The organism is Bradyrhizobium sp. MI1.3 (genome assembly GCF_055811695.1).
Window position 1 is genome coordinate 34,760 of record NZ_JBVVPQ010000060.1, and the last position, 12,222, is coordinate 46,981.

General features: G+C 64.0%; 10 protein-coding genes. 9 read left to right on the forward strand and 1 reads right to left on the reverse strand.

Going from position 1 to position 12,222, the window contains the following annotated elements; all coding sequences use genetic code 11:
* Positions 1-190: 190 nt before the first annotated feature.
* Positions 191-454, reverse strand: a complete 264-nt coding sequence (locus tag AC0L3A_RS31205) for a hypothetical protein (RefSeq protein WP_007601111.1) — start codon at positions 452-454, stop codon at positions 191-193.
* Between the two features lie 279 nt (positions 455-733).
* Here AC0L3A_RS31205 and AC0L3A_RS31210 point away from each other — a divergent pair, with 279 nt between their 5' ends.
* The 9 genes from AC0L3A_RS31210 (at position 734) to AC0L3A_RS31250 (ending at position 12,115) form a co-directional block, all read left to right on the forward strand.
* Entirely contained in the window at positions 734-1,954 is a 1,221-nt protein-coding gene (locus tag AC0L3A_RS31210; RefSeq protein WP_007601110.1) for an SMP-30/gluconolactonase/LRE family protein, read from the forward strand.
* Positions 1,955-2,152: 198 nt separating this feature from the next.
* Entirely contained in the window at positions 2,153-3,337 is a 1,185-nt protein-coding gene (locus AC0L3A_RS31215) for a calcium-binding protein (protein WP_007601108.1), read from the forward strand.
* 10 nt (positions 3,338-3,347) lie between these two features.
* Positions 3,348-4,451: an NAD(P)/FAD-dependent oxidoreductase gene (locus tag AC0L3A_RS31220; RefSeq protein ID WP_473255812.1), complete on the forward strand. Its 1,104-nt coding sequence runs from the start codon at positions 3,348-3,350 to the stop codon at positions 4,449-4,451.
* Positions 4,452-4,703: 252 nt separating this feature from the next.
* Entirely contained in the window at positions 4,704-5,945 is a 1,242-nt protein-coding gene (locus AC0L3A_RS31225; RefSeq protein WP_007601105.1) for an ABC transporter substrate-binding protein, read from the forward strand.
* A gap of 101 nt (positions 5,946-6,046) precedes the next feature.
* On the forward strand, positions 6,047-6,922 hold the full coding sequence (locus tag AC0L3A_RS31230) for a branched-chain amino acid ABC transporter permease (protein WP_007601104.1): 876 nt from the start codon (positions 6,047-6,049) through the stop codon (positions 6,920-6,922).
* Position 6,923: 1 nt separating this feature from the next.
* Positions 6,924-7,850: a branched-chain amino acid ABC transporter permease gene (locus AC0L3A_RS31235; RefSeq protein WP_219683503.1), complete on the forward strand. Its 927-nt coding sequence runs from the start codon at positions 6,924-6,926 to the stop codon at positions 7,848-7,850.
* Entirely contained in the window at positions 7,850-9,331 is a 1,482-nt protein-coding gene (locus AC0L3A_RS31240) for an ATP-binding cassette domain-containing protein (RefSeq protein ID WP_473255813.1), read from the forward strand. The genes AC0L3A_RS31235 and AC0L3A_RS31240 overlap by 1 nt, the downstream gene beginning before the upstream one ends.
* Before the next feature lie 43 nt (positions 9,332-9,374).
* Positions 9,375-10,616 carry an ABC transporter substrate-binding protein gene (locus AC0L3A_RS31245; protein ID WP_007601098.1) on the forward strand — a complete coding sequence of 414 codons (1,242 nt, stop codon included), beginning with the start codon at positions 9,375-9,377 and terminating at the stop codon, positions 10,614-10,616.
* 188 nt (positions 10,617-10,804) lie between these two features.
* Positions 10,805-12,115: an ABC transporter substrate-binding protein gene (locus AC0L3A_RS31250; protein ID WP_007601097.1), complete on the forward strand. Its 1,311-nt coding sequence runs from the start codon at positions 10,805-10,807 to the stop codon at positions 12,113-12,115.
* The last annotated feature ends 107 nt before the right edge of the window (positions 12,116-12,222 follow it).

The following is a 12,222-nucleotide window of genomic DNA, read 5'->3' on the forward strand; positions in this document are numbered from 1 at the left end:
CCTCAAATCCTGGGTCAAAACCGTTGACGGTTGGTTGCCGGGAGGCTCGATGCGCCGTTTCTAGACGAGAAATGGCCGCAACTGCAACGCCAAAAGATGGACAGAAGGGCTGACATGATCGCACCGCCGGATGCGTGGAAGGACCCGGTGCCGGTGTGTCTGCCCGATTGGACCAGGCGATACCGTCGAGCTACGCCGTACGGCGGGCGCGAGCCCTGCTCTCCCAGCGGTTCAGCATCTGACCGAGCTCGCCGGTGGCAACCGGCGCAGCCCTGCCGGCGATCGCGATCTCGTTGGTGTTGGCGGGCTCGTTGGCACTGAGCCAATCCGGCTCGCTGTACTCACGCCAGCGACGCGCCTCGGCTCGCCTTTTGCGGGAGACGTAGTCGCGGGTGAAATAGCCGGCCGCAAATGCAATCCCGAGCAGCAAAACCAGTACGACGACAGCGACCACAGTGAACTCCGACTTACGCCCCCGAATAACGTTCTGCCAGCATCGCGCAGGAGGTCAAGGCTTGACATTTCCCCCGCTTGGCAATGTCCCGCAGGCAATTCCGGTAAACCCCGTCACGCCGGATGAATTTGTCGTTTCCATGTTCGACGTTGCAGCGCTTTTGCCGCCCCGCTCTCGCTGAGGATGCGTACCTCCCCCTCGCAACCGTCATCGGACCGGACTAACCTTGCCCTGCTCGGCCGGATCAACCGGCTAGCCGAACATGACCGGGAGGATGCGATGACACGCCAAAAGCAGCGTGACCAGGATGCTGCGCTTTCACGACGAACGCTCGTTCAGGGACTTGCGCTCGGCGCCGCCACTCTTGCCGGCGCCGGCTCCGCGCTGGCCCAGACCGGACCTGCCGCGCCGCCGACGACGATCACCACCCCGCCACGCGATTTCGGTCCCCACGGCGCGCCGACCACCTATTTCTGGGACCCCGACGTGATCGCGGTCGATCCGTCCTTCAACGATCTCGCGCAGCCTAACACGGCGATCAAGCGTCTCTATACGGGCCTGCTGTGGGCTGAAGGCCCGGCGTGGAGTGCACAGGGCCGCTATCTGCTCTGGAGCGACATTCCCAACAACAGGCAGATGCGCTGGAGCGAAGACGACGGTCGCGTCAGCGTGTTCCGCTCGCCGTCCAATAATTCCAACGGCAACTCGTTCGACTTCCAGGGCCGTCAACTCTCCTGCGAACATTTGACCCGGCGGGTGACGCGTTATGAACATGACGGTACCGCGACCGTGCTTTGCGACAATTACAACGGCAAGAAGCTGAACTCGCCGAACGATGTCGTCGCCCATCCTGACGGCAGCTACTGGTTCACCGATCCGCCCTATGGCGGCCAGCTCTACGAAGGTGAGCCCGACGCCCCGAGCGGTCCGAGCAATTCCGGCGGCAAGCTCAATCCGCGGATTGGCCAGCCCGCCGGCTTTGCACCAGGCAAGCGCGAGCTGCCGACCAATTGCTATCGCATCGACCCTAGCGGCCGTGTCGACCTCGTCGTCACCGAGGAGCAGGTGCCCGACCCGAACGGGCTGTGCTTCTCGCCGGACTTCAAGAAGCTCTACGTCGTATCAACCGGCAAGGGACCCGGCGACACCGGTCCCGGCGGCAAGGATGAGATTTTCGTCTTCGACGTCGGCGGCGACAACAAGCTGTCGAACCAGAAGCGATTCAGCGAGTGCGTGATCGACGGCGTGAAGTGCGGGCCGGACGGCGTGCGCTGCGACGTCAACGGCAACGTCTGGGCCTCCAGCAATGCCGGCCGGGCCGTCGGCTACAGCGGCGTGACGACGTGGTCGCCGGAGGGCAAGCTGCTCGGCCGCATCCGGCTGCCCGAAGTGTGCGGCAACATCTGCTTCGGCGGCCCCAAGCGCAATCGCCTGTTCATGGCCGCGAGCCAATCGCTCTACGCGGTGTATACCGCCACGCAAGGCGCAGGCCCGGGCTGAGCCCGCGCGCGCGATCGCAAGCACGGGCGTCGGCGTGGACCGCCGGCGCCCGCGGTTCCCTGATCGCAATCAAGCTACGCCCCGAGCAAATCTCCGCCATCAATCCAACGAAGATTGAATCGCGCGGCAAAGCCGCAGCGCGGTGCGAAGGCATGATGCTCTTCGTTCTCGCGTCCGACTTGAACCGGGAGTTGCGCGATGCGCCGTATGCCAAACGACACCATCATCGTCAGCGTTGGGGACCAGCAATTTGTCACTGAGTTCGGGGACCCGGGCCTGCCGAACGACGGCCGCGGCGGCAGCGACAAGATGATCGCGACCGTCGATGGGAGCAACGCGGTCCTGATATTCGTTGGGGACGACCAGACCCTGCAAGGACATTCTCACGGCGGAAACGACCAGCTCGCTGCGACCGTCACAGGCTTCGGGGACTACGTGTTCCTGGACGGCGATGCGCAGGCGATGTCCGGCGACGCCCATGGCGGCAACGATGTACTTCATGTCGATGCATCGACATCGATCTACGCGACCCTCGGTGTTTTTGGCGACGCCGAAACCGCCATGTCGGCCGACACGAGGGGCGGCAATGATGTCGTCGTTGCATCGATGGGAAACAGAGCGTCCGGCACGTTCTGCGGAGACTCCGGTAGTTCCATGAGCGATCATGCGCGCGGCGGCAATGATATCCTCAGCGTGACCCAGGTCGGCAGTTACGGCGGCGCTTCGATATCGGGCGACGCCCTCGTCTCCATGAGCGGCGATGCGCACGGCGGCAACGACATCCTCATCTACACCGTCGGTGCCGCCGCCCAATCCGGAGGCGCGTCTCTGGTCGGAGACGCCGGCTACATGAGCGACGATACCCGTGGCGGCAACGATATCCTGATCGCTACCGTCGACGGCAACCCGGACTCCACGTCCATCGTGCTCGTCGGGGATGCCTCGAACATGTCAGGCAATGCGCGCGGCGGAGATGATATCCTCCTCGGCAGCAGCCGCGACGATCTGCTGTATGGCGATGCACAGACCTACGCTCCGTTCACGGCCGGCTCGATCACGGGCGGCAAGGACATGCTGAATGGCGGTCGCGGAAATGACCAGCTCTGGGGCGGACCGAACGACGACAGATTCGTCTTCAACAAAGGTTCAGGCCTGGACGTGATCAACGATTTCGACCAGGGCAACAAGGCTGTCGGCAGCACGGCGCGCGAGCACGATGTGATCAATTTGCACGATTACGGCTTCGCAGACTGGGCGGCGCTAAAAAGCCTGATCAGCGATGACAGCACAGGAAATGCGGTGATCCACCTGACGGCGACCGATACGATTACGCTGGAGGGGGTCCATACCGCGGATCTCCATGCGAAGGATTTCATTGTGTAAGAGAGCATTCATGCGCGTTGTGATCTGCGGCGGCGGCGTGATCGGCGCCTGCACCGCCTGGTTTCTCCGCCGCCGCGGCATCGACGTCGTCGTCGTGGAGCGGGCGGACGTCGCGGCCGCGGCGTCAGGCAAGGCGGGCGGCTTCCTCGCACGCGACTGGTGCGAGGGCTCGCCGCTCGATGCGCTGGCGCGACGGAGCTTCGCGATCCATGCGCAACTGCCGGACGAGATCGCAGGCGATTGGGGCTATCGCCCGATGAGCGCTTATAGCGGCTTCGTTGCCGCCGATGGCCATCCGCGCCGGGATGCACCGTCCGCGCTCGGCTGGCTCAGCAACGGCGTCATCATCGCGCAGCGCATCGGCACGATGGAGTCCACTGCGATCGTTCACCCCAAGAAATTCACCTCAGCCGTGATGAACGCGGCGCTCGCGGAAGGCGCCGAGTTTCGTCCCGGCCAGGTGACCGGCATCATGCGTGATGCAGATGGCACGACCGCGACAGGCGTCGAGGTCGACGGCCGCATCGTCGAGGCGGACGCCATCGTGATCGCGATGGGACCATGGTCGCTGCTCGCCGCGCAATGGATGAGCCTGCCCGCCGTCTACGGCCAGCGCAGCCCGAGCATCGTGTACGACACCGGCACGGATGCGCCGACCGATGCGCTGTTCCTGGAGTCTGAAGAGAATGGCAGTGCCGCATCGATCGAGGTCTTTCCTCGCGCCGACGGCAGCACGCATATCACCGCTCTCTCCGACATCGCGCCGCTGCCGCTCGATCCGGCTGCCGTGACGCCGGACCACGACGCGATCGCGCGCCTGCAAACCATGTCCGAGCGGCTGTCGCCGCGGTTCCGATCCGAGAGGATCATTGCGCGGCAAGCCTGCTTCCGGCCGGTGACACAGGATGGCCTGCCGCTGATCGGCAAGGTGCCGCAAAGTGAAGGTCTGTACGTTGCGACCGGGCACAATGTGTGGGGCATCCTGAATGCGCCCGCCACGGGCGAGGCCATGGCGCAACTGATCGCGGAGGGTGCGACACGCAACGTCGACATCTCAGCATTCGATCCGGCCCGCCTCGCGCCGCTCGATCCGTCGCTGCTGCAAGCGCGCTGAGCCGACGCGACGGCATCGCCATTCAGCGATCGGGTTGCTGTGCGCCTGCGATAGCTGCGCATGCCTACCGACGAAATCTGCATGCCTGCGCGTGAAACGGGTCCGACAGCTTTCCTGCCCGCTATTTGCGCAGCGCTAGACTTTAGTCCGTGCCTCACAATCCTGGACGCGGTTTCACTTGCCGAGAATGTCTCCGCCGGTATAGTCGCGCGCATAATGGCTCATAAGAGGCCTGTTAAGGGAGAGAACAAGATGAAGAAACCGCTCTCTGTTGCGTTGCGGATAACACTCGGTACCGCCGCGGCCGCTGTGTTGATGACGTCAGGCGCGGCACTTGCGGCCGACCCGATCAAGATCGGTGTGATCGCGGAAGCGCAGGCGATTGCCGGCGCCTCCATCCCCCAGGCGGCACAGCTCGCCGCCGACGAGATCAACGCCAATGGCGGCGTCGACGGCCGCAAGATCGAGATCGTCTCTTACGACAATCACTCGTCCTCGGCAGATTCGGTGCGCGCATTCCAGCGCGCGGTAAACGAGGACAAAGTCAACGCGGTCATCGCCAGCTACATCAGCGAAGTCGTGCTGGCACTGGAGCCCTGGGCCTCGCGGCTGAAGACGCCGTTCGTCACGCCCGGTGCAGCCTCCAACGAAATCAGCAAGAGCGTGCATGCCGACTACGAGAAGAACAAGTACACCTTCCACGGCTATTTGACCTCCGCCGCGCTGGCGCTTTCCGTCTGCGACGGCGCCAAGGACCTGCTGGTCGACAAGATGCACATGAAGACCGCCGTCATCATGAGCGAGGACGCCGCCTGGACCAAGCCGCTCGACATCGGCTACGAGGAATGCCTGCCCAAGATCGGGCTGAAGGTGCTCGACCACATCCGCTTCTCGCCCGATACCACCGACTTCACGCCGATCTTCAATAAGATCGAAGGCTCCAAGCCCGACGTGATCATCACCGGCATCTCCCACGTCGGCGTGCAGCCGACGGTGCAGTGGAAGAACCAGCAGGTGCCGATCCCGATGTTCGGCATCGCCTCGCAGGCCACCAACGAGACTTTTGGCAAGGACACCAATCAGGCGGCCGAAGGCGTGCTCTACCAGGGCGTCTCCGGCCCGGGCGTCGCGGTGACGCCCAAATCGGTGCCGTTCGCCGAAGCCTTCAAGAAGAAGTTCGGCAATTATCCCTCGTATGCCGGCTACACCGCCTATGACGAGGTCTACTACATCGCCGACGCGGTGAAGCGCGCGGGCTCGACCGACGCCGACAAGCTGGTCGCCGCGCTTGAGACGACCGACTGGGAAGGTACGATCGGCCGCGTCCAGTTCTACGGCAAGGACGATCCGTTCACGCACTCGATCAAATACGGCAAGGGCCTGATCACCGGGCTGATGCTGCAATGGCAGGGCGGCAAGCAGAGCGCGGTCTGGCCCAAGGAAGTCGCCAAGGTCGACATCAAGTTCCCGAGCTTCATCAAGCTCTCGAACTAGCAGGACACGCTCCCGGGACCAGCTCCCGGGAGCTTCCACATGCGGCCCCCGCACGTTGCCCCAGCAACATCGTCTCTCATAAATCAGATTGCCAACCTTAGATGCGTGCTTTCCAGATTCTGATCGATGGCTTTGCCATCAGCGCTCTCTATGCTCTCGGAGCCACCGGCTTCACGCTGATCTTCGGCGTGTCCGGCGTCCTCAACCTCTCTCATGGGGCCATCATGGTGGCCGCAGCGGTAGCCGCCTGGGCCGCCGCCAGCATCCTGAATGTCGGCACCTATGCCGGCGCGCTGATCGGGGTCGGTGTCGCCCTCCTCACATCCTTTGCGACCTATTTCGCGGTGGTGAAGCCGATCCAGGACTCCCGTCGCATCCCGAATGAAGAGAAGGAGATCTTCGTCCTCACCGGCACGCTGCTGTGGGGGATCATGATCCAGGAGGTGATCGCTTATTTCTTCACCAACAACGCCAAGACCGTATTGCCGATCGTCGAGGGCGTCGTCGAGATCCTCGGCGTACGCACGCCCAGCAACGAGATCTTTACCGCGATCGTGTGCTGCTTCGTCATCGCGCTGTTGTGGCTCCTGGTGAACCGCACCCGCACCGGCAAGGCGGTGCTCGCGGCCTCGATGAACCCACGCGGCGTCACCCTGCTCGGCCTCGAGCTCACCAACATCTACGTCGTGGTGTGGGCGATCTACGGCATTCTCGCCGGCATCGCCGGCGTGCTGCTCGGAATGTTCCTCGGCGTCAGCTCCTACAGCGTCGGACCGCTGACCGCGAGCGCGTTCTCGATCGTCGTGCTCGGCGGCCTCGGCAGCGTCTCCGGCTCGCTGATCGCGGCCTTTGTGGTCGGTTATCTCGAAACGCTCACGGCCTATCTGGTCTCGCCGGCCTACCGCACCATTCCGGCGCTGCTGCTGCTCGTGTTCGTGATGTACATACGGCCCCAGGGCCTTCTGGGGAGGCGCTGAGATGGCCAGCTTCTTTACGACCCGCCTGTTCTTCATCTCGCTCGCGCTGGTGGTGATCGCAGCCACGCTGCCGCTTTATGTCTCGGGCTATGTGCTCGGCTTGCTCACCGTCGCCTTTTACTTCGGCGTGTTCGCGATGGCGTGGGACCTGCTGTTCGGCTTCGCCGGCGAGGTCAATTTCGGCCCGACCTTCCTGATCGGCGTCGGCGCCTACACCGCCGGCATCCTGAATGCCCAGTTCGGCTGGTCGGTTTACGCTTGCATCGTGCTCGGTGCGCTCGCCTCCGTCATCGCCGGCCTCGTGCTGGCGCTGCCGGCGCTGCGGGTGCGCGGACCGTATTTCGGCCTGACCACGCTGGTCGCGGTGCTGATGCTGCAGAATTTCATCGTGGTGTTTGCCGACCTGACCGGCGGCGAGATCGGCCTGACCATTCCCGACGTCATCTCCATTAACGCCGGTGTCAATTACTGGATTGCGCTCGGCTTCATGACGATCTCGGCGGCGATCCTCTATGGCCTCTCGCAATCGCCTGTTGGCCTGGTGCTGCAAGCCAGCGGCCAGGACCCGGTGCAGGCCGGTGCGCTCGGCTTCAACATCGTCAAGCACAAGCTCGCCGCCTTCATCGTCAGCGCGTTCTTCTCGGGGTTATCAGGCGCGCTGCTGGTGTTCTATTTCGGCACCGCCTCGGTCGGCACCGTGGTCGACGTCGCGGTCGGCGTCAACGTGATCGTCTCGGCCGTGCTCGGCGGCCGCCGCACCGTGCTCGGTGCGGCGCTGGGCGCGATCTTCCTGATCGTCGCCGGCGAATTCCTGCGCCCCACCGGCGAGCTCGCAACCTTCATCGTCTCGGCGGTCGCGCTCCTCGTCGTGCTGTTCTTCCCCGGCGGCTTCCTCGGAGCGGCCCTCTCGCGTGAGGCGCGCTCGTGATGGATATGCGAACTTCAAACAGGGCCGTGCTCGAAGTCCGCGGCCTGACCAAGCGCTTCGGCGGGTTGACGGCGGTGAAGAACCTCGGCTTCGAGGTCAATAGCGGCGAGATTTTTGGCCTGATCGGGCCGAACGGCTCGGGCAAGTCGACCGCGATGAAGAGCGTGATGGGCATCGAGCGCCCGACATCAGGCGAGGTGATCTTCGAGGGCGAGGACGTTGCCGGCCTTCCCGCGCACAAGATCGCGCGCAAAGGCTTTGGCATGGTGTTCCAGCATTCGCGGCCGCTGAACCGGCAGACCGTGCTGGAGAACATCATGGTCGCGCTGCTGCCGGACAGCCTGTTCATGCTGTTTCCGGACAAGGCGCTGGTCGAGCGTGCCAAATGGATCGCGGACCGCGTCGGACTCGGCAACGTGATGAACCGCCGCCCGCCGACGCTGCCCTTCGCCGACCTGCGCCGGCTCGAGCTGGCCAAGGCGATCGCGCGCGATCCGAAGGTGGTGCTGGTGGACGAGCCCTTTGCGGGGCTGACGCGGGCCGAGGTTGAAATCTTCTCCGACCTGATCCGCAGTTTTCGCGACGAGGGCCGCGCGGTGATGCTGGTCGACCACAACGTCAAGGGCGTCGCGGCGCTGGTCGACCGCGTGCTCGCGATGTATCTCGGCGAGGAGATCGTCACCGGCAAGGCCGATGACGTCATGAAGAACGAGACGGTGCGGCGGGTCTATCTCGGCGGCGCCATCGAGACCCATGCGCGGCCCGAGACCAGCTTCAAGGACAAGGTGCCGCTGCTCCAGGTCGAGAATGTCAGCGTGTTCTACGGCAAGGCGCAGGCGCTGGAGAACGTCTCGATCCACGTCCACGAGGGCGAGTTCGTCTCGATCGTCGGCCTCAACGGCGCCGGCAAGACCACATTGTTCAACACCATCTCTGGCTTCCTGCCCTATACCGGTGAGATCGTACGCAACGGCGAGAAGCTGCGCGGCACGAGCCCAGCGAAAATCGCCCGCAGCGGCCTCGTGCAGTGCCCGGAATCGCGCGAGCTGTTCGGCGAGATGAGCGTGCGGGAAAACCTCGATCTCGGGGGGCAACATCTGGCCGACGACAAGCGCGCGGCACAGCTGGCCTGGCTGTTCGAGCTGTTCCCGATCCTGAAAGAGCGTCAGGGCCAGATGGCGCAAACGCTGTCCGGCGGCGAGCAGCAGATGCTTGCGATCGGCCGCGCGCTGATGATGCAGCCGCAGATCCTGATCCTGGACGAGCCGACGCTGGGCCTCGCCCCCGTCGTCCTCGAACTCTTGTCCAAGGCCCTCACGAGGCTGCGGCAGACGACGTCGATCACGGTGCTGCTCGGCGAGCAGAACGTGACCTTCGCGCTTCCACATGCCGACCGCGTCTATGTGCTCGAGCATGCAAGGATCGTCTGGGAGGGCGATCCCGGCCGCTTCGCCGCGGAGGCTGGCGCCGATTTTCTCTGATTCGCCCATACCAACAACAAAACAAGCAAAGGGAAAAACGACCATGCGACCATCCCCGAATTTGAGCAGCAGCTTCCTCCTCGCTTCCGCGCTGGCGCTGTGCCTCGCCGCTCCCGCCTACGCGCAGTCGAACGACCCGATCAAGATCGGCGTCATCGCCGAAGTGCAGTCGATCGCGGGGGCCGCGACGCCCGGCGGCGCGCAGATCGCTGCCGACGAGATCAACGCCAAGGGTGGCATTCTCGGCCGCAAGATCGAGATCGTGACCTACGACAACAAGAGCTCCTCGGCGGACTCGGTGCGTGCGTTCCAGCGCGCGGTGAGCGAGGACAAGGTCTCTGCCGTGATCGCAAGCTATATCAGCGAAGTCGTTCTCGCGCTCGAACCCTGGGCGGCGCGGCTGAAGATGCCGCTGATCACGCCCGGCGCGGCCTCGAACGAGATCACCAAGGCGATCCACAACGACTACGAGAAGAACAAGTACACCTTCCACGGCTATCTGACCTCGGCCGCGCAAGCCCAGCTCGTCTGCGACGCCGCCAAGGATCTCCTGGTCGACAAGCTCAAGTTCAAGACGGTCGCGATCATGAGCGAGGACGCCGCCTGGACCAAGCCGCTCGACGTCGGCTACGAGGCTTGTCTCCCGAAAGCGGGCCTCAAGGTCGTCGAGCACGTGCGGTTCTCGCCTGATACCACCGACTTCACGCCGATCTTCAACAATATCGAGGCCAAGAAGCCGGACGTGATCGTCACCGGCATCTCGCATGTCGGCGTGCAGCCGACGGTGCAGTGGAAGAACCAGCAGGTGCCGATCCCGATGTTCGGTATCAGCGCGCAGGCGCTGAGCCCGACCTTCTGGAAGGACACCAATGGCGCCGCCGACGGCGTCCCGTCGCTGGCGGTCGCAACGCCCGATGTCGCCGTGACCTCCAAGACGAAGCCGTTCGCGGCCGCCTTCAAGGCCAAGTTCGGCTCGCCGCCGGCCTATACCGGCTACACCGCCTATGACGAGGTCTACTTCATCACGGAGGCGATCAAGCGCGCGGGCTCGACCGATCCCGACAAGATGGTCACTGAACTCGAAAAGACCGACTACGAGGGCACGATCGGCCGCATCCAGTTCTACGGCAAGGACGACGAGTTTACCCACGGCATCAAGTCCGGTCCGACGACCGTTTCGGGTCTGGTCTTCCAGTGGCAGGACTCCAAGCAGGTCGTGGTCTGGCCCGAGAAGATCGCGGACGGCAAGCTGAAGTTTCCGAGCTTCGTGAAGCTGTCGCAGTAACCGGCCCGCTCTGACGTCGAACCCATCGCTCCGCGGGAGCGGTGGGCTTTTCTTTGTCTTTCGCAGATGCGTTGTGCGGCGCACCGCCTATCGACCTTGGGTGATGTTGACTTTCCGCCGCCCCGCTCCCCATAATTCGAAAAAGAATAACAAGACCAAATCATAAAACGGTTTTGAGGGAGGATAGGATGCCGACTTCACGCAGGCAGCTGCTGAAGAGCTCGGCGGCTGCCGCCGCCGCACTCAGCCTCGATTGGACACGCGCCCAGGCGCAAGCCGAGAATTTGCGCATCGGCCTGATCTACGACCTCACCGGTCCGTTCGCCGCCGGCGGCTCGGTCGCCTCGTCGGTCGGCGCACAGATCGCCATCGACCTCGTCAACGAAAAGGGCGGCATCGGCGGCAAGACCAAGATCGTGCCGGTCGCGGCGGACTCGCAGAGCAAGGCCGACGTCGCGATCAACGAGGCCGAGCGGCTGATCAGCCAGGAGAAGATCGACATCATCAACGGCGTCTATTCCAGCGCGCATGCGGTGCCGATGGCCGCGAAGGTCGAGCAGCAGAAGAAGATCCTCTGGATCACGACCGCGGTCTCGACCGCCGTGTTCAAGGACAAGAACCTGCAATATGTGTTTCGCGCGCAGATCCATTCCGATCAGTACGGCCAGGCCTTCGCAGGCTTCGTCGCCGAGCACGCGCAAGGCAAGCTCGGCATGGACCCGAAGGACGTCAAGGTTGCGCTGATTCACGAGGACGGCCCTTATGGCGTCGGCGTCGCGGCGGCGGACGAGGCCTATGCCAAGCAGGCGGGCATCCAGGTCGTGATGCGCGAGGGCTATTCGGCTTCCGCCCCTGATCTGTCGGTGCTTGTGACCAAGCTCAAGCGCGCCAAGGTCGATGTGATCTCGCATGCCGGCTACAACCCCGACATCACCCTGTTCCTGCGTCAGGCCCGCGAGAGCGGCCTTCGGTTCAAGATGCTGTTCGGCGCGGGCGCCGGCTACAGCCAGCTCGACAAGCTGCGCGCGACCTTCGGCCCCGACATCGATAATTTCTGCAACATCGATCCGGTGCCCGCGCAACTGCTCGATCCAGCCAAGCTTGCGCCTGGAATCGGCGATCTGACCAAGACCATGGTCACGCGCTACCAGGCCAAGACCGGCGCCACCGACGTGCCGCCGCATTGCTCGATGGGTTTCAACCAGACCTGGATCCTGCTCAACAACGTGCTGCCGGTCGCCAAGGAGAAGTACGGCAGCTTCGAGCCCGAGGCCATTCGCAAGGCCGCGCTCGACGTCGACATTCCCGCCGGCGGCACCATCCAGGGCTATGGCGTGAAATTCTTCCCGCCGGGCACGCCGCTCTCCGGCCAGAACGAGCGCTCGACCCCGGTCGTGATGCAAAATGCCGGCGAGCACATCTCGGTGGTGTGGCCGACGAACATCAGGACGCGGGACCCGGTGTTTCCGCTGCCGAAGGGATCGACCTACGGGACGTAGGTTCAAGCCGCGCAGACGGTGCGTCCCTCTCCCTTGCGGGAGAAGGTGGCGCGAAGCGCCGGATGAGGGGTTCTATCCGCAAACGCAGCTGCAAGAGGATAGCTCGC

Coding starts and splice junctions, on each gene's coding strand:
- AC0L3A_RS31235 (WP_219683503.1), top strand. CDS start 6,924: ATGGCCAGCTTCTTTACGACCCGCCTGTTCTTCATCTCGCTCGCGCTG.
- AC0L3A_RS31225 (WP_007601105.1), top strand. CDS start 4,704: ATGAAGAAACCGCTCTCTGTTGCGTTGCGGATAACACTCGGTACCGCC.
- AC0L3A_RS31240 (WP_473255813.1), top strand. CDS start 7,850: ATGGATATGCGAACTTCAAACAGGGCCGTGCTCGAAGTCCGCGGCCTG.
- AC0L3A_RS31245 (WP_007601098.1), top strand. CDS start 9,375: ATGCGACCATCCCCGAATTTGAGCAGCAGCTTCCTCCTCGCTTCCGCG.
- AC0L3A_RS31215 (WP_007601108.1), top strand. CDS start 2,153: ATGCGCCGTATGCCAAACGACACCATCATCGTCAGCGTTGGGGACCAG.
- AC0L3A_RS31250 (WP_007601097.1), top strand. CDS start 10,805: ATGCCGACTTCACGCAGGCAGCTGCTGAAGAGCTCGGCGGCTGCCGCC.
- AC0L3A_RS31230 (WP_007601104.1), top strand. CDS start 6,047: ATGCGTGCTTTCCAGATTCTGATCGATGGCTTTGCCATCAGCGCTCTC.
- AC0L3A_RS31220 (WP_473255812.1), top strand. CDS start 3,348: ATGCGCGTTGTGATCTGCGGCGGCGGCGTGATCGGCGCCTGCACCGCC.
- AC0L3A_RS31210 (WP_007601110.1), top strand. CDS start 734: ATGACACGCCAAAAGCAGCGTGACCAGGATGCTGCGCTTTCACGACGA.